At 58.1% G+C, this 18,499-nt stretch carries 13 protein-coding genes; 2 read left to right on the top strand and 11 right to left on the bottom strand.

The genetic code is table 11. The annotated features are described in order from the left end of the window. Nucleotides 1-7: 7 nt before the first annotated feature. From CD932_RS22770 to tssB, 11 genes are all read right to left on the bottom strand, one after another. Nucleotides 8-658 carry a DUF3540 domain-containing protein gene (locus CD932_RS22770; protein ID WP_094445055.1) on the bottom strand — a complete coding sequence of 217 codons (651 nt, stop codon included), beginning with the start codon at nucleotides 656-658 and terminating at the stop codon, nucleotides 8-10. A gap of 53 nt (nucleotides 659-711) precedes the next feature. Further along, the gene (locus CD932_RS22765) at nucleotides 712-1,719 is read right to left on the bottom strand and encodes a pentapeptide repeat-containing protein (RefSeq protein ID WP_094445053.1); all 1,008 of its coding nucleotides are present in this window, start codon (nucleotides 1,717-1,719) and stop codon (nucleotides 712-714) included. Nucleotides 1,720-1,737: 18 nt separating this feature from the next. Next, nucleotides 1,738-4,425 (bottom strand): DUF2169 domain-containing protein, encoded by a 2,688-nt coding sequence (locus CD932_RS22760; protein ID WP_094445051.1) that lies wholly within the window; start codon nucleotides 4,423-4,425, stop codon nucleotides 1,738-1,740. Nucleotides 4,426-4,428: 3 nt separating this feature from the next. Beyond that, on the bottom strand, nucleotides 4,429-7,215 hold the full coding sequence (locus CD932_RS22755) for a type VI secretion system Vgr family protein (RefSeq protein ID WP_094445050.1): 2,787 nt from the start codon (nucleotides 7,213-7,215) through the stop codon (nucleotides 4,429-4,431). Between the two features lie 80 nt (nucleotides 7,216-7,295). Next, a complete protein-coding gene (gene tssH, locus CD932_RS22750) occupies nucleotides 7,296-9,920 on the bottom strand; it encodes a type VI secretion system ATPase TssH (RefSeq protein ID WP_094445048.1) in 2,625 nt (874 codons plus the stop codon). Nucleotides 9,921-9,956: 36 nt separating this feature from the next. Then, on the bottom strand, nucleotides 9,957-10,943 hold the full coding sequence (gene tssG, locus CD932_RS22745; RefSeq protein ID WP_094445046.1) for a type VI secretion system baseplate subunit TssG: 987 nt from the start codon (nucleotides 10,941-10,943) through the stop codon (nucleotides 9,957-9,959). After that, nucleotides 10,907-12,634 (bottom strand): type VI secretion system baseplate subunit TssF, encoded by a 1,728-nt coding sequence (gene tssF / locus CD932_RS22740; RefSeq protein ID WP_094445045.1) that lies wholly within the window; start codon nucleotides 12,632-12,634, stop codon nucleotides 10,907-10,909. The genes tssG and tssF overlap by 37 nt, the downstream gene beginning before the upstream one ends. A gap of 51 nt (nucleotides 12,635-12,685) precedes the next feature. Continuing rightward, on the bottom strand, nucleotides 12,686-13,111 hold the full coding sequence (gene tssE / locus CD932_RS22735; RefSeq protein ID WP_094445043.1) for a type VI secretion system baseplate subunit TssE: 426 nt from the start codon (nucleotides 13,109-13,111) through the stop codon (nucleotides 12,686-12,688). 12 nt (nucleotides 13,112-13,123) lie between these two features. Further along, nucleotides 13,124-13,612 (bottom strand): Hcp family type VI secretion system effector, encoded by a 489-nt coding sequence (locus CD932_RS22730; protein ID WP_094445041.1) that lies wholly within the window; start codon nucleotides 13,610-13,612, stop codon nucleotides 13,124-13,126. An 81-nt stretch (nucleotides 13,613-13,693) separates the two neighbouring features. Beyond that, the gene (gene tssC / locus CD932_RS22725; RefSeq protein WP_094445040.1) at nucleotides 13,694-15,178 is read right to left on the bottom strand and encodes a type VI secretion system contractile sheath large subunit; all 1,485 of its coding nucleotides are present in this window, start codon (nucleotides 15,176-15,178) and stop codon (nucleotides 13,694-13,696) included. 21 nt (nucleotides 15,179-15,199) lie between these two features. After that, on the bottom strand, nucleotides 15,200-15,694 hold the full coding sequence (tssB, locus tag CD932_RS22720; RefSeq protein WP_094445038.1) for a type VI secretion system contractile sheath small subunit: 495 nt from the start codon (nucleotides 15,692-15,694) through the stop codon (nucleotides 15,200-15,202). Nucleotides 15,695-15,909: 215 nt separating this feature from the next. Here tssB and CD932_RS22715 point away from each other — a divergent pair, with 215 nt between their 5' ends. Then, nucleotides 15,910-16,587 carry a response regulator transcription factor gene (locus CD932_RS22715; protein ID WP_094445037.1) on the top strand — a complete coding sequence of 226 codons (678 nt, stop codon included), beginning with the start codon at nucleotides 15,910-15,912 and terminating at the stop codon, nucleotides 16,585-16,587. A gap of 3 nt (nucleotides 16,588-16,590) precedes the next feature. After that, nucleotides 16,591-18,498 (top strand): sensor histidine kinase, encoded by a 1,908-nt coding sequence (locus CD932_RS22710; RefSeq protein ID WP_094445035.1) that lies wholly within the window; start codon nucleotides 16,591-16,593, stop codon nucleotides 18,496-18,498. Nucleotide 18,499: the final 1 nt, after the last annotated feature.

Below are 18,499 nucleotides of genomic sequence, written 5' to 3'. Positions count from 1 at the left end.
CGGCCTCCTAGCCCAGATCTATTTTCTGCGCATCGATGCTGACCTGGCCGTCAGCGAGCACCGTGGCATCCTGCGCCTTGAGGTCAAAGCGTTGGCGCACCTGCATGCGCACCCTCCCAGCGCGGGTTTCGTCGAGCTGCTCGATCCAGCGGAAACTGTCGCGCGCCTTTTGCACCAGGCGGCCGACGCTGGAAGTGATGTTCTGCGCCACACTGCTGACCGTGCCGAAACGGCCGTGCAGCTCTTGCGCCGTCACCTTGATCTGCTGAAAGCGCAACTGCCCGGCCACCCCGCTCAAATTCACCTGCGGCGCTTCCAGCGTCACCTCCTCGCTGGCCTGCAGACGGATGCTGGCCGCCTGCACCTGCAACGCACCCTGCGCCGTATGCAGCGCCACACCGCCCGGCAATTGCAGGCACGCCTCCTGCCGCTGCGCGCGCGCCAGCACCGCCAGCACGTAAGAAGTCTGACTGCCGGCATGGCAGACCAGCACGCTGTCGCCGCATTCCGGCTCAATCAGGCAACTGTCGGCACGCACCGCCCGCAGCCCTTCAGCCCCGCTGAGGAAATACCACTGTTCGGCGCGCCCGCTGACGGTGGCGTAGCTCAGTGCCACGCTGGCGTCGGCGCGTGTCATGGTCATCAGTTTGTTATGCATAGTGCCCTCGGTGGTTGTTCTTGACGATCTCGTCGGTTGTCGCTGCTATGCGCTCAACGGGCGATGGCCGGGTTCGGTTGCCATCGCTCGGCGCGTTCCAGCGCCGCATCCGTGGGACGCACGCCGTCGAAATTGCTGCCGTCCCAACGGGTATTGTTTTGTGTCATGCGGTGGATGCTGCTGCCGCGCAGATCGGCTTGCGTGCAATCGGCATCGGAAAAATCGGCATGGGCCAGATCGCAATCGATCCAGTGCGCATTCTTGAGGCTGGCCTTGCTCCAACGCGTTTTGCGCAGCATCGAGCTGCGCCACTGCACAGCTTGCGCCTGCGTCTGGCTGAAATCGGCATGGCTGGCGTCGGCCATCTCAAACCAGGCACCGCTCAGATTAGCCTGCTGCAATTGCGCCCGCATCAGCGCCACATACTTGCCGCGTACACCAGCAAAATTCACTTGCTGCAATTGCGCGCCGATGAAGCTGCTGCGGTCCAGCACCACATTGCTGAAATCGGCCTGCTGCAACTGTGCGCCGTTGAAATTGGCCATGCTCAGATCGCAACCGCCAAAACGCTGGCCGCTGAGCACGCAATCCTTCAGAAAAGCCCGCTGCAGTACAGCGCCATCGAGCTTCACGCTGCGCAGATCAAGTCCGCTCGGGTCCCAGCGCGTCAGGTTGGCAGCGCTGAAGTCGGCGCCATGCAGACTGACCTTGTTCATGTCGCAGCGCTCCAGCTGCGCGCCACCAAACTGTGCATCGTCCAGGCGGCAGTTGCTGAACACGGCTTGCAGCAAAAGCGCGTTGAGCCACTGCGTGGCGCGCAGATCAAGCGCATCAAACCGCGCCTGCGCGGCCTGCACCCCGCACAGCCTGGCTCCCTGCAAATTGACCTGCTCCAGCGTACTGCCCTGCAAACTGGCGCCATTCAGATTGGCGCCGGCCAGATTGATATTGCGCAAGGTGCATCCCGACAGGTCGCGGCCCGACAGATCGGCCCCGGCCAGATCGGCATCTGCCAGGATTTTATTGTTGGCCAGCGCACGCAAGGCTTGTTCCAGTTCCATTGATATCCCTTGAGGTGATTACGCTGACGCAGCGCGAAACAGCAATATGGTCTGGTCGATATTGGCGCCTTCGAGCGCCGCCGCACGCACCGCCACATCCTCGAAATCGACGCCGTACAGATTGGCGAAATGGAGCGCCGCATCGTCCACCCGCGCCTTGCGCAGCGAACCCTTGAACAGATTGATGCCGGTCATGTCTGCCGCCCGCAAATTCGCCTTGGCGAACTTTGCGCCGGTCGCCGAAGCCAGGCGAAAACTGGCGCCGGCCGCGCTGACCTTGCTGAAATCGGCATCATCGAGGCTCGCCCCGGCCAGACGGGCGCCGTCCAGCCTGGCCCCGGCCCAGGCGGCGCGGCCCAACTGCGCATCGCTCAGATCGGCGCCGGCAAACGTACTGGTGTCATCAGCACGCGAACGGCCCAGCGCCGCCTTGCCAAATTGCGCCGCGCTGGCATCGCAGCCGAAAAAACGCGCATGCTCGCACTGGGCAGCGCTGAAATTGGCCGCGCCCAGTTGACCGCCGCTGAAATCAGCCTGGGTCAGCAGCGCCTTGGCAAAGTCCGCGCCGCGCAGATCGGCGCCATTGAACTGCGTCTGCACGGCACTGCACGCACCGGCCTGCGCTGCGGTCAGCACCGCGTTCTCGAAACTGGCGCCATCGAGCACCGCCTGCGGCAATTGCGCGTCGCTGAAATCGGCGCCATGGAAATCGCCCCGGTCAAGCTGCGCGGCGGACAGGCGGGCCTTGGCAAAGTTGCTGCCGGCAGCGCTCACGCCGCCGAGCCGGGCGCCGGACAAGTCCGCGCCCTGGCAATCGGCGCCCTGCATCAGGCATGCGGAAAAATTGGTCTTGACCAGCACGCTGCCGATGAACAGTGTTTTTTCCAGCAGGCTGCCGCTAAAGTCAGCACCGCTCAGGTCGAGGCCCGACAGATCGACGCCCGACAATTCCATGCCGGCCAGACTTTGTCCGGCGGCATGCCGGGCCACCACTTGCTCGCGCAACGGCGATGCGGCAGGCGGCGGGGTGACAGGTGCATCGGGCTGCGGTGCTTGCGAGGCGTTCTCTGGCATACTTTTTGGCGCCATTTCGCGCGCAAGCTCTTCCTCCCCATCGTCGCCAATATCGCTCAGCGGCACCGCTTGCGCCTGCAACTCCTGGTAGCTCTTGAGCGACTGCGCCAACTCCGGTTTCGAACCCAGCAAGGCTTCGATGTCTCGCGCCGTCAGACTGTTCCTGGCCATCACCGCCTTGGTCTGCGCATCCAGATCGCCCAGCGCCGCTTTGAGCTCCTTGAGCGACACCGGCTTTTCTTCCGGCGGCTTCAGATACGGCGCCAGATCGGCGTCGGTAATATTGTTTTTCGCCATGGTGGCGCGCACTTCCCGGTTCAAATCGGCGATGGCCTGCTCGAGCTGCTCGACTGTCGGCGCAGGTGGTTCTTCGGGCGGTTTCAGGTAAGGCGCCAGATCGGCCTGCGTGATGCCGTATTTGCTCATGGTCTGACTGGTTTCCTGCTCCAGCTGCGCCAATGCTTGCTGCAACGCCAATAACTCGGGCGTCACTTCCTCTTCAGGCATGGCGGCAACGGGCGGCGCGACGGCGGCATCGGCCGTATCGGCGGCTAGCGGCGGCGGCACGGGTTCCGGGGCGGCCACCGGCGGCACCGGCTGCCCCGACAATTCGGCCGCAAATCGGGCCTGGTAATGGGCGAATGTCTGTGGCGGGTCTTGCAGGTTTTCCCATTGCGCCATGACATGCAAAATATCGGCGGCATCGTCCTCGGCAAAGTCACACTGCGCCCGATACAGCACGATGCCGCAGGCCTGTTCAGGAAACAGCCAGACCGTTTCCAGACGGGCCGCCATTTCGCTCAACACGGCCACGCCATCAGCCTGCCTGCGATTGACGAAGCAGCGCGCGCGCAGGCCGGGCAAGTGACCGTTCTGCACGGTCTGCTGCGGATGCAGGCCCTGCAAGGAAAAGCATTCATCGCCCTGCAAATAGGCGCTGAAACGCTGATCCGGCGGTGCGCTGTGAAAGTAAGCCAGGCCGGTGTCATCCGGCAGATGCGGCCAGCTGTGCTGCAGCCAGCGACCGTCAAACTGGCCAAGCTCGCTGCTGCGCGCAGGCGCATTCGCCGCCAGCCCCCAGAACCCGGCCGGTTCGGCCACATCGCCGCGGCTGACGATGCGCTGGCGCTGCGACTCCACATTCGGCAAGGGCCAGTGCGTGCTGCCATCGGCCAAGGTCACTTGCCGCGCGCCCTTGCCGGCCAGATTGGCCGGATAGTCGGCACCGCCGAAGGCTTGCTGCGGCGTGAGCGGCATGCATTGAAAAGGCGTGGTGGCAGAGATCAGCCCGCTGCGCTCGAAATGACGGTCGCCGCTCACCAGCAACTGCTTGTGCAAACTGCCCAACTGCACCGCCACCGCCATTTCGCGCAGCGGCTGGCCGGCGGGCGCATGAGCGCTGCCATAGAGTTTGAACTCGGCAGCCGGCTTGGGAAAACCTTCGTCGAGGATGACGCCGGCGCCCAGCACCTCGCTCGCCAGCGGCCACAACTGCTGCTCGGGCAGCAAGCCGGACAGCCGGCTGTCCTCAAAGGAAAACAGACCCAGCATGCCGATGGCCAGCGTGTCGCGCTGGGCCAGGCGAAAGCTGCGGTAGAGGATGGCTAATTGATCGGGGCGGAATATTTTCATGGTTCAACCCAACTTGATGGCTTTGCCGTTTATCGTTGCGTCACCATCTTTTTTCAAAACCATCTTGGCAACGTCAAAGCCCAGCGTGATCTCATTTCCATCGAGGTTGATAGAGGCATTTCCTGGCAAGGCATTGACCTCATTGAGCGCCTCCGTTGCTTTTTTTATGGCCGCATCGCGTTTCCCGCTTCCCAAAAGCTGACTAAAGAATCCAGCTTGCCCTTCAACTATTTTCAATTCCATATTAGCGTTATTGAGTTCATCGCCAGCCGCCTTAGCCGCCTCAGACTTATTAACGAAAATTGTTATTTTCTGATGATTCTGAATAATCCCGACATTCGCACCGAATGCAGACACAACTTTCTCGTGTGTCGCGTAAAAACCTTTGTCTTCGCCCAATACCAGTTCCGCACATTCATTATTCAGAAAAATACTCGACGCTTCACCATCCGCTTGTATGTTGACGGTATTGGGGAAAATACGAATATTGGAGCCTTTAGCAGGACCAATCCCATTGGCATTTACCTTTAAAACGATGCCTTCTGGAACAATTAACACCTCCGACGACGGCGCTACGTCTTCTCCTAAGAGACCCGGATCCTTCTTGGCTTTCAGAAAAATTCCTTCATCATTGGCATCAATCGTACTGGTATAGTCCTCAGATTTATTTTGCAATTTGATGTAGGCCGCAAGAGCAGCCGTGGCAGCCGAAATGACCATGGCGGGGATAAAGTGCTTCACCACTATACTGCTCTCTTTATCATGGATAATAGAATCATCACTGTTAATTCCTTTAGCATTAAGAAGTCCGATAACTGCATTGGCAGCAGAAGCAAGAGCCACGACCGCTAATCCTATTTTCACTCTGCTTTCAAAAATCACACTCTTAAATCCATGTTGTCCCGCTTTTATGGAAATTTTTTTGTTCCCCGTCAATCCGGCTGTAGGTGCCATGGAAAGACTATTCTGCGAGTAGGAAAGGCCAGCGCCTATTTTGAAACTGGCATCAAAACCGACCGAAAAAGCAGTGTTCAGTGCAATGCTGGATTTATTAGTCACACCAACCATGACAGAATTCTCCATTGACAAGCTGACCGAGTTTTTTATCCCTTTGAAATAAGTGTTGGAAGCCCCATTGGTGGATGAGGTATAGCTATCACTTTTTACTGTGATGCTATTACCCTCGCTGATTTTGATCGATGCCTTGTTATTGGTTGTTTCCAGCCAGATCGCCTCCTTTCCTTTTTCATCTAAGAAACTGATCTTGTTGCCTCCTGCCGATTTGATCTGACCGACGGTGTTATTTTCACTAGTGACCACACTGCGATTTTCCGAATTGGGCACTGCCGCCAAGATCACTGGCCGGTCCGGATCGCCCTCCACAAACGAAAGCAACACCGAGGCGCCTTTGTGCAGCGGGAAATGCATGCCGTGATCTGCCCCTGAGTAGGGAGTCGCCATGCGTATGCGGGCAGAACCTGCGCCTTGCGTGACAGGGTCGTCCTGATAAAAGGGGAACTTCACCTTGTATCGCCCAAGTTCATCAAGATTGGCATAAGGGCTATCAACGCCCGCATCGGCATCAATACTGGCCTCCATCGTGCCGGTAACGCAGGGCTTTGGTGTAATGCGCTGGGGACGGAACTGGACCGCAGAATCAATGGCACGGAAACTGGTGCGATAAACAGTCTTGGCGTCCTTTTCCTGAATAATGTCTATTGGAAGCCCAATGTTCTGGAGCGACGTATCGGCCTGCAAACCCTGGTGCTCAATCTCGACAATGAGGTATCTCGTATCGGGTGCGACTTTCGGCCCGTAATTAGCTAAGGTGATCAGAAATCCGCTACGCATACCGACTGCCGTCGCTGTTCCATGAAACACCTTGCCGCCGCACTTGATTTCATCGGCACGCAAGGCGGCATAGCGTTTGCCATCCTCCTCATCCCCAAAATGCTCGCCGTGCATCATCAAATCGCCTGTTCCTGTGGCACAGACATCTGCGGAATATCTTAACGGGACAGCAGACTTGAGCGGATTGTGATCCTGCACAATTACCCGTTTGGGGAGAGGTTTCTGACGACGGATGAAGGTGTTCACCTCCAGATCCACATTGCTGCTGGCACCACCATCAATGGGCCGACAAGAAAATTGCAGTGCGGATAGTGGACTGCGGCTCGCTATTTCGGCAACAATCAACTTGTCCTTTTTTTTTGTTTCATCGTGTTCAACCCAGTAGTACAAGCCCTCTTTTTCCATCCAGCGCGACAAAAAGTCGAGGGTTGACTCCCGATATTGGTAGACAAAATCCCGCCCCACATATTTACTCGGCTTTATGGAATGGTCAGGCAACTCATAATCATCACTACTAAGAATGCTCCCGGTATCGAGCGCTTTTTTGATGATGTCCAGTATCGTCTGTTCTTTGTCAAGGTAGACCCTGGAGATACAATCCATCGATAATTTCCACAAGCGCGGCACCAGCACTGCCCGGTAATAATGTTTTGAACCCACATTGCACAGATATTCAAATTCTGCCAATACGCCGTAATACGGGGCCAGGCATTGGCTGCCATCAGTGGCGTAAATCCCGAAACCGGCCGGCTGTGTCAGCATCTGGTCAAAATCAATGTCGGCCTTATCGCTGAACATGGTCAGTTCAAAACGAAATGGCCGCGAAATCGCTTCGACACCGTTCATCTTTATCACGGCAAACGTCGCGCCATCGGGGTACGCTTCGGAAACGAACGCAAAACGATTGTTATTTTCCAGGCTTGCGGGTAAGGAAACCATGTTCAACCTTTACAAAAAATAGTGCTGCTACCGACCACGCAAAGCGAACGGATAAATTATCTTGTGCCGATGCCACCGGGCTAATTTGAAAACGCCACCGTGAACTGCCCCTGCCCATCCACATCCAGTGTCACCCCGGCGGGAATATCATCGGCGCTCATGCGCTGCAAGATCTGCTGCGACATCAGCGGCATGACGGCACCGCGCAAAATGAAATCGATGTTGCGCGCACCGGTTTCGACTTCGGTGCAGCGCGCCGCGATCTGCGCTACCACTGCCTCGCTGTAGCTGAATTCCATCTTGTTGTTGTGCGCCAGACGCTGCACGATCTTGTTGAGTTTGAGCCGCACGATGCCGGCCAGCGCGTCCTGCGCCAGGGTGAAATAAGGGATGACCGTCATGCGCGCCAGCAGCGCCGGCTTGAAGTGAGCCGACAGGATAGGCCGCACCGCTGACAGCAGCGTGTCGGCGTCAGGCAGTTCGTCGCCGGTCGTCAGTTCGGTGATGACATCGGTAGCCAGGTTGGACGTCAAAAAGATGACGGTGTTGGAAAAGTCGATTTCCTTGCCTTCGCCATCGGACAGCATGCCCTTGTCGAACACCTGGTAAAACAGGTTGAGCACATCGAGGTGGGCTTTTTCCACTTCGTCCAGCAGCACTACCGAGTAGGGACGCTGGCGTACCGCTTCGGTGAGCACGCCGCCTTCGCCGTAGCCGACATAGCCGGGCGGCGAGCCGATCAGGCGGCTGACGTTATGTTTTTCCTGGAACTCGCTCATGTTGACGATGACGGTCGATTTTTCATCGCCGAACAGGATGTCGGCCACCGCCAGCGCCGTTTCGGTTTTGCCGACACCGGATGGCCCGGCCAGCAGGAACACGCCGAGCGGCTGCTGCGGGTCGCGCAGCCCAGATTGGGCGGTCTTGAGAATTTCGCCGATCTGGTGCATGGCATGGTCCTGGCCGCGCACGCGGGCGGCCAGCGTCGCGGCCATCGCCATGACGGTGGCGGCCTGGTCGCGCAGCATCTTGCCGGCGGGGATGCCGGTCCAGTCGGAGATGACCTTGGCGACCACATCCGGATCGACATCCACGCGCACCAGCGGCTGGTCGCCCTGCGCGGCCTTGAAGGCGGCGCCGGCCGCTTCCATGACTTGCGTCAGGGTCGCCAGGGCGGCATCGTCGGCGCCTTCCGTGCGGCCCTGGGCGCGCGCCGCGCGGGCTGCCAGCAAGGCGTCGGCTGCGGTTTTCTGGGTCTGCCAGAGCAGGCGCAAGCGGGCCGCTTCTTCGCTCAGCGTCAGGACCTGGGCGTCGATTTCCAGCAGGCGGGACAGATCGACGGTTTGCAGATTGTCGCGGTCGCGTTCCAGTCCGCCGTGTTCGCGCCGCAGCGCCTGGATCTGGCGTTCCTTGTCTTCCAGCACGTCGGGCTTGGCGCTTTGCAGTACTTTGACGCGGGCGCAGGCGGTATCGAGCAGATCGACTGCCTTGTCGGGCAACTGGCGGCCGGTGATGTAGCGGCTGGACAATTCAGCGGCGGCGACGATGGCGTCGTCGCGCATGACCACGCCATGCACGTCTTCGTATTTTTGCTTGAGGCCGCGCAAGATGAGTACAGCGGTGGCGAGGTCGGGTTCGTCCAGCTTGACCAGTTGGAAGCGGCGCGCCAGGGCGGCATCTTTTTCGAAGTATTTCTTGTATTCGGCCCACGTGGTTGCGGCGATGGTGCGCAGTTCGCCGCGCGCCAGCGCTGGCTTGAGCAGATTGGCGGCATCCGAGGTGCCGGCCTGGCCACCGGCGCCGATCAGGGTATGCGCTTCGTCGATGAACAGGATGATCGGTGTGGGGGACGCCTTGATTTCGCTGATCACGCCCTTGAGGCGGTTTTCAAACTCGCCCTTGACGCTGGCACCGGCTTGCAGCAAGCCCATGTCGAGTCCGAGGATGGCGACGTCCTGGAGCGAGGCCGGCACGTCGCCATCGACGATGCGCAGCGCCAGGCCTTCGACCACCGCCGTTTTGCCCACGCCGGGGTCGCCGACGCAGATGGGATTGTTTTTGCGGCGACGCGCCAGGATGTCGACCATCTGGCGTATTTCCATGTCGCGTCCGAATACCGGGTCGATCTTGCCGGCTCTGGCCTTGTCGGTGAAGTTTTCGCAAAAGCGGGCGATGGCACTGCCCTCGCCTGCCGGCGCGGCGCGGTCGGCGCTACTGCCGGTAGTGTCTGCTTCGATGGAGACGCTACCGATCTTGCCCAGTTCAAGCATCAGGGTTTCGCGATTGAGCGTGCGCAGCGCAGCGGCGTAATCACCGCTGGCGTAGTAGCTGGCGCGGGCCAGCAAGGCCAGCAGAATGGCGCCGGAGCGGATGCGGTTTTCCAGCAGATTGACCGAGGCGATCAGCCAGGCATCCTGCAACAATTCCAGCAGTAGCGGCGAGAATGCCGGACGGGCAGCATTGCCGCTGCGCATCTGATCGAGCGACTGGTCGATGGCACGACGCACCACGGCCGCATCAACGCCGGACTGTCGCAGCAGCAAGGGCAGGTCGGCTGAGAGCTCGCCAAACAGCTTGGACAACAGGTGTTCGACCGTGATTTCGTAGTGGCCACGGGCCACGCACAGGCCCACGCCGTCTTCCAGCGCTTGTTTGCAATACTGATTGAGACGGCCAACCAGGGGTTTCAATTCAACCAGCAACATATTCTTTTCTCCGGTGAAGATGCGTGTCTCTGAGGACTACAAGTTAAAGCTGATGCAGGCCGCGCGCTGTGCTTGTTCCGGACTGAGCCAGGTATCGAGGCCCAGGCGCGACCATTCCAGGCTATTGAGGCGCGTACCACGCACGTCATCCTGACGCAGCCTGAGTTCCACTTCGACTTCAAGCGGGTCGGTGAGGTAAAAGCGGGTCAGAAATTTCAGTTTCTGGCAGGCGGCGGCGGCCGGCAGCAGTTGCTGGAACAGCGCGTGCGGCAAATCCGACAGGACGATGCGCAGATTGCCGGCGTAGTCGTCGACGTGGCTGCCGAGGTAACTGTCTTCTCCCAGGCTGGTACCCTGCGCCCCCAGCTGACAGCGCTGATCAGCGGGAATGGCCACGCTGCGCAACACGCAACTGTCGATGCGCACGGTGGCGTCCTCGAAGGCGTCGGCCAGCATGGTCTGCAAACCCAGCGCCGAGCGCGGGCGCACATTGAGCAAGGCGGCATAGCGCAGCAACTCGGCACTATGGGGCAATAATTTGATGCGTAGCTCGGGATCGTCGAGGCCGACGAAGGCATACAGATGGTTGAGTACCAACTGGTCGTCGTCTTCCACCACGCGCTGCTCCAGCCGGTACTTGGACCAGGCGCCGAAGAGATGCGGATAGAGCGTGTAATGGACGATGTCGATGAATTCGCGCATGACGTGGCCGCCGTTGCGCTCTTCCTCGAACAAGTCTTCGGTGTAATAGGTTGGCAGTGGCGAGGCGACGCCATAGAGCCCGAAGAAATTGGCCGTGATGCGATAGCCGCCCTGCGGCCGGACTTCGATGGCATCGATGTCGTTTTCAGGGAAATTCAGTGCCAGCTTGGGCCGAATGCGCAGATTTTCGCTGCGCGCGGCACCGGTGTTTTTTTCAAACAGGCGCAGCAGGCGCAGCGCCTGAAAATAAGAATAGCGCTCACCGTGGGCGAGCAGCGAGTCCTTTACAGCAGGGACTGTTGCCCGAGTCTCGGTAACCATTTGAATACTGCTCCGGAAAGTACGTCTTCGAGTTCGACGCGGGTGTAGGAATTAATACCGGCATAGTCGGCCAGGAAACGCTCAATGACACAGCCGAACAGGTACAAATCGCCCATGCCGGCGTAATGATCCTGGCGGCACCTGATGCGTATCAACTGTCCGCGCAGCAGGCCGCCTCGGCCAATAAGCCTGGTCTCTGGCGTGGCCACGACTTCTTCGATACCATCGATACGACGCCGGTTGGCGACTTCCTGGCCTTGTTCGTGGCGATCAGGAAAAACATACAAATTGAGCAGCGCCTGCAGATTCGCCGCGCTGGCCATCGACATGAAATTGAGCGACACATGTGAAATCAGTCGCCACAGCAAGGCTTCGCCAGTAGGAGGATTGCGTGCCGGCGAAACCATGCGGATGTTGCGAAAGCTCATGCGGTCGGGCGAGCTGCTGGTGGGCACGCTGATGTCGCCCAGCTTGAGCCCTTCCGGCAAGCTGCCATTGCTGCAGGTCAGTTGCAGCGAGAGCGTTTCCGGCCGAGGAATTTCGCCGGGCGGGTAGTTCAGCGACAGATAGACCTCATTGCCGCTGCCGACGACGGCGCTGCGCAAGGTGGTTCGATAGCTCAGCCGTGTGCCGCGACCGTCGTGGCGATACAAGCCGAAGGGCACATACACGCGCTGCTTGCCGATACCTTGCTGATAGCCGATGACCTGATCAACCTGCACCACCTGAAAATGCTTGCGCTCACGCCCCTCGGGCGTGATGCGGTATTCCGTGACGCGATGCTCATGGCTGATCGGGTCAGACGGATGGGAAAACAGATTGACCGCTGGCGTGACGTTGAGCATGAAACTGTCGCTACGGATTTCCGGCATCCAGGCCGGCAGCTGGTTCAGCGTGACATAAACACTGAAGCTGTTGCCGCCGCCACGCGTGCGCCAGCGCTGCAGGCCGTGCAGCTCGACGAACAGGAATTTTTCCGGCTGCACAAAGAATTCCTGCACATGACGGTATCCGCTAAAGGCATGACTGGGATACGGCAGCATGCTGTGCTCGAAGCCGGCCGCGCGCAAACCTTGTGCGCCCAGCTCGAAGCGAGCACCCTCTTCCCCGGCGATGCGCACATTGCTCACGTACTGGGACAGCAGCAGCAACAGCTTGGCCGCTTCGCTGTATCCGCTGCCGAGGAACAAGCGCACGCTGTCGGCCTGCCACTGTTCCAGCTTCATGCCCTGCAGTTCAAAGTCCAGAATCAGCATGGGCGCCGCACCGGCATGGCTGAGCAGGTTGACATCAAGCAGTTGCAAGGGATGCACTTGCACCGCATTACAGGTTTGAAAGCGGCATGCTGTGCCATCGACCGGCAGCGAAGACAGTTCGGTGCCGGCGGCAATCGATATCGTTTCCTTGAGCCCTGTCTTGGGCGCGAAACAGATCATGGTGCTGGCCGGTACCGGTCGCAGATAATGCGGAAACAGCAAATGGGTGAGTTCCTGCACGAACTCGGGAAATTCATCATCGAGTTTCTGCTGCGTCAGGCCGCTCAGAAAGGCCACGCCTTCGAGCAGACGTTCGACGTCGGGGTCGGCGCTCACGCCCGACAGCATCGGGGCGAGTGCCGGATTGTTCTGGGCGAACTCAAGCGCCAGCACCTTGAGTTTGCTCAATTCATTTTCGTAGTAGGGATTGAACATGTCGGTGCTGTACTCAAAAAAAACCGTGGAAACGCAGTAAAAAATCCATCGTTACTGGCGGCCGACCTTGACCTTGCCATTGGCGCCCACGGTGGTCGAAATACGCAGCGGGATGACATGCTGATCCACTTCCAGCATGCCTTCCAGCGAAAAGCTGATCGACAATACGTCGCTGTGCTCCTCATTGAGTGTCACACGCGGCGATTTGATGCGCGGTTCGTACCTGATCACCATGCGCCGGATCTCTTCGACGATACTGCTGACCGAACCTGTGCCGGTGCCACCGGCCAGGTTAGTGAAATCAGGCACCCCGAACAGCGGGTCGATCTGCACACTACCCTGGCGTGTATTGAGCAGGCAGCCGAGATGCTCGGTGACCGAGCGCAGCAAAATATCGACCTCGGTCTGGCTGCTGCGCTCGTCGGCATGTCCATCATGCCAGTGGGCTATGCGTTCGAGCAGGCGGCGTTCTCTCATCGGCGCTTGCGCTTAAGCCTTCGGTGCAAGCCAGGAATCCTCTGCTTCGATACCATCCGGCTCGAAGGTCCAGGTAATTTTTTCGTAAGTGAAGGAAACATCTTCCATATGGCCCATCTGCTGATTGGCCGGGGTCAGGCAGTTCGGCGTCCAGGAGCGGATATTGGTCATGATGGCGTTGCTCAATTTGACGGTGTAGTACTTCTCTTCCGTCCCCTTGGGCGAGATGCGGTAGTACTCCAGCGAGACGGTCTTCATCTGTTCGCCGGAAGTGAGGGCCTGGAACAGTTTTGGCGAGGACTTGTCGATTTCCTTGGTGATGGTCATCGGACGGTGAATGCGCTTGCCGGTCGGCAGGCCGGTTTGCGGGCTTTCAGGGATGGTGATGGAATGGTCGACGGCTTGTACCAGAATCTTGCCTTCATGACCCTTGATCTTTACGGATCCTTCGATTTTTCCTTGATTGGTGCCTTCGATAATCAGATAACTTGGCATTGGCATAATGAATTCCTTTTAGTGAATAAAGTCAGTGCTTGACGTGTAGTACATGCGGATGGGCGAAGTTGCTGACAACTTGCGTACTTATTTTTTATCCAGCTTGCCCACCAAAGAGAGCGTAAATGAGGCTCCCATGTATTTGAAATGTGGACGAATCCGCATATCGACCCGGTACCAGCCGGGATCGCCCTCAACGTCAGCGACCACAATTTCAGCCTGACGCAACGGACGGCGGCTGCGCACCCCTTCTGCCGGGTTGTCCATGTCGGCAACATATTGACGGATCCAGTTGTTCAGTTCACTTTCCAGCTCGCCGCGTTCTTTCCAGGTGCCGATGTTTTCGCGCTGGATCACCTTGATGTAATGCGCCAGACGGCTGACCACGAACATGTAAGGCAGTTGGGTACTGAGCTTGTAGTTCAGCTCGGCTTCCTTGCCCTCCTTGGTATTGCCGAAAAACTTGGGCTTTTGCGCCGAGTTGGCGGAGAAAAACGCCGCGTTGTCGCTGTTCTTGCGCATGGTCAGGGCGATGAAGCCCTGCTCAGCCAGTTCGAATTCACGCCGTTCCGAAATGAGCACTTCGGTTGGAATCTTGTTTTGCAGCTCACCCATGGCCTCGTAGGTGTAGACCGGCAAGTCAGAGATGGTGCCGCCGCCCTGCGGACCGATGACGTTGGCGCACCAGCGGTAAGAGGCAAAGCTGTCAGTGAGACGGGAGGCGAAGGTAAAGGCCGCATTACCCCACAGAAAATCGCCGTTGCCGCCGGTGACGTCTTCGGTGTAATTGAATTTCTTGGCCGGTACCGTATCGTTTCCATACGGTACGCGCAGCAGGAAGTGCGGCAGCGTCAGACCGATGTAGCGCGCATCTTCGGTTTCACGGAAGGCATTCCATTTGACGAACTGCGGTCCCTCGAAAATCGATGACAGGTCTTTCAGATTGGGCAATTGATCGTAGCTGTCAACGCCAAAGAATGGAGGCGCGGTGGCGGCGATGAACGGCGCATGGCTCATGGCCGATACGCTGGCGGCGTATTGCAGCAACTTGATATCCTGTCCACCGGGACCGAATTCATAATTGGCGATCATGGCGCCGAAGGGCTGGCCGCCAAACTGGCCGTACTCTGCCGTGTACAGGTTCTTGTAAAGACCTGAACTGGTGATATCGGCAGCATCCTGGAAATCGTCCAGCAGCTTGGTCTTGCTCACGCTGAGCAATTGAATCTTGACGTTTTCGCGGAAATTGGTGCGGTCCACCAAAAATTTCAAGGAACGCCATGCCGATTCCAGCTTTTGGAAATTATCATGATGCAAGATGGCGTCGACCTGGGCGCACAGCTTCTTGTCGAGGGCGGCGATCATGCCATCGACGGTTGCCTGGGTAATGCGTTCTACCGCATTCTGCGGCTCCAGCAATTGACTGATGAAGGCCTGGATACCCTGCTTGGTAATGGGATAGGCGTCATCGCCCGGCTTGATACGCGCCGATTCGATCAATTGATCCAATAAAGACTCACCCGCTGCTGCTTGTGCCGTATCGGGTTCTACCTGCTTTTGTTCTTCACCCATGCTATCTCCCTGAAGGCCTGATTACTTGTCTGCGATGCCGAGTTCACCCAGCAGGCGCGCGCGCACGCCTTCGTCCTCGATGAGGGCCTGTACGTTTTTGCGGAAATCCGGGATATTGCCCAGAGGTCCCTTGAGTGCCTTGAGCGCATCGCGCAGAGCGATCATCTGCCGCAATTCCGGCACTTGACCGACGATGGCGTCCGGTGTGAAATCGCTGATCTCATCAAACTTGATGTTCAGCGCCAGCACCGCATCGGGCTCGGCCTTGTCGTCGAGCTTGTTGGGAACGGATAAATCAAGCGAAAGCTTCTGTGCCTTGAGCACTTCGTTGAAGTTATCCTTGTCGATGTTGATCGGTGCCATCTCTTCCAACGGTGTCTCATCTTCGCGCAACGTGTAGTCGCCAAGCACCAGCAACTTCAAGGGCAGTTCGACTTCCGACTTGGCATCGCCCGTGGCCGGACGATAGACAATATTGACGCGCTCTTTGGGCGCTACTGATCCTGCGGCTGACATAAATTCCTTTCGAGATGTTTGCCCCTGAAATCTTCTACCGAGGCCGTGGGTGGCGTGACTAGTTGAAAGTTTCAGAGCGAAATATATCGCCGGCCGGAATTGCTGTCTGTCACCATAAATGGCGACACAGGTGTGCCGAGAAGGAGCTTGCGATGGCGCGCAGTGTGTCATCATCTGTCCATCACAATTCTGACAAATGGTCACTCGCCCTCACTATGGCTAAAGATATCCGCAGCGGCATCATCACAGTCAGCATCGTGGAAGACGATGTCGCTTTTCAGCACGCGCTCGGCGAGGCCCTGCGCGACGCCCCCGACATGCAACTACGATCAGAGGTCAGTTCGCGCGCAGAAGGCATCAAGATGCTCCAACAGGAGCCGTCCGATATTTTACTGGTCGATCTGGGACTGCCGGACGGTTCCGGCATTGACGTCATCCGTGCCGCCACGCAGCGGTGGCCGCAATGCAATATTATGGTCAGCACCGCTTTTGGCGACGAGCTGCACGTAATGCAATCACTGGAAGCCGGCGCCACCGGTTATCTGCTCAAAGACAGTACGCCGCACAGCATCGTGAGTGAAATCAGGAGTCTGCACCAGGGCGGCAGCCCGATCAGCCCGCTGGTTGCGCGTCAGATATTGATGCGATTTCGCCAGCAAAACACGCCGGCGGCCGATTTACAGGCCAAATCACGTCCGGTTTTGTCAACTCGAGAGCAACAGGTGCTCGATTACATCACCAAAGGTTTCACATCCGACGAGATTGCGGTTTTAATGTCGGTATCACGCCATACCGTGAGAACCTTCATCCGTCGTGTGTACACCAAGCTGGCGGTGCGTTCCAAGACAGAGGCGATTCACGAGGCGTTCCAACAAGGTCTGCTCAACCCCTGACACATGGCGAAACTGTTTTTCTTCATTTTTTTTTGCCATGTTTTGTGGTTACCACAGGCACGCGCCGAAGCGCCGATGCATATCACAGAAGCGGACATGCAGGTCATCCCGGGACAGGGGCATGCGCTGCCGCCAGCCAGCTTCGACCCTGCCACCCTGCCCGGTCCCTGGATACATGTGCAACTGCCGCATACCTTGCCGCGCGAACTGCTGCCAAGCGTCAGACATGATGCATCCTTGCCTGCCACCGAGGTAGTCTGGTACCGGATCAAGCTGGCGCCCATGATCGCTACCGCAGATCTGCACTACCTTTACCTGCCGCGCCTGCAAACCAGCGGACAAGTGTCCATCTATGCAGATGCACTGCTGCTGTACCAGGCCCATGCCAGCCGGCTCTGGAATGGCTGGAACATTCCCGCCTGGATTGCCTTGCATGAAACGGCCGATACCCGCCTGCCGCGCGAAATTTACGTGCGCATCGACCGGGCGCGCAACGTCGGCGGCGGCATTTCCTCCGTGTGGTTTGGCGGGGATGAAGCAATAGGCTGGCGCTATCGGCTGCGCTACCTTTTGCAGGTGCAGCTACCATATGCCAGCAGTGCCGCCTTTTTGGCGGTAGGTCTGTTCGCGTTGATGGTGTGGTACCGGCTGCGCAGTCATTATATTTATATGCTGCTGTTTTTCATCTCGGCCGCCGCCTTCCTGCGCTCCTTGCATTACTACGTAGGCGAAGACAGACTGCCCATCCCCGATAACTGGTTCACCTGGATCACCATCAATTCGGTGTTCTGGATGGTGCTGGTGACGCATTTCTTCCTCAATCATCTGCACAGTCGTCCCAAGCTGCGATGGAACTATCTGATCAGCGGCATCATTGTCGTCGTCGCCATCGCTACCGCCCCGCCGCTGGCAAGCTGGATTATGACCAACAGCCTGTCGCCACTGGCCTATCTGCTGTTGATCATCACCGGTTCAACCGTGGCCATCAACGGCTTTGTTCAATCCTGGCGCAGCCGGTCACACGATGGCCTGGTGCTCAGTTCCTGGGCCATGCTGGGCATTCCGCTGGGCTGCTACGACTGGCTGCTGCAAAATTATCACGTGAGTATCGAAAGTCTGTATCTCGGTCCTTACAGCAATGTGAGCGCCTTCCTGGTCTTCATGTATATCATTTTCCTGCGCTATATCGTGGCCAATGAAAACGTTGTGCAATTCAATACACGCTTGCAGAAGCGCCTGCTATCGCAAGAGGCGGAGTTGGATGAGTATCACCAGCGCCTGCGCACCAGCGCCCAGCGCCAGGTCCTCGATGACGAACGAGCCCGGCTGATGCAGGATATGCATGACGGCATGGGCTCCTCCCTGATAACGGCACTGCTGGCGGTCAAAGAGGGCAAGGCAAATGCATCCATGGTGGCCGACATACTGAAAGACTGCATTGACGACCTGAAATTGACTATCGATTCGATGGAATCTGTTCAGGCAGATCTCTTGCTGCTGATGGCAACCCTGCGCTTTCGTCTTGCACCGCGGCTGGAAGAGGCTGGCATCAAACTGCGCTGGGAAGTCACCGATGTGCCGCCGCTGGAGTGGCTCGACCCACGTAACACCCTGCACATCCTGCGTATTTTCCAGGAAGCCTTCAGCAACATCATCAAGCATGCCCAGGCCACCGAAATACGTATGACCACCCTGCGCGACGGCGACAATGTGCTGGTCGTGATCAGTGACAACGGTTGTGGTTTTTCAGTAGAAAAAGGTCTCCAGACAAAAGGCAAAGGCTTGAACAACCAGCTACGCCGCGCCGCTTCGATCGGCACGACAGTGACGTGGCACTCTGATCAACACGGCACGCGCATGACACTGACATTGCCGATTGTGCACAAGCGCAGCACAAGCAAATTGAATTGAC

This window comes from Janthinobacterium sp. PC23-8 (genome assembly GCF_002250505.1).
Taxonomy (GTDB): domain Bacteria; phylum Pseudomonadota; class Gammaproteobacteria; order Burkholderiales; family Burkholderiaceae_D; genus Janthinobacterium.
This window is presented reverse-complemented; position numbering and strand designations above follow the sequence as displayed.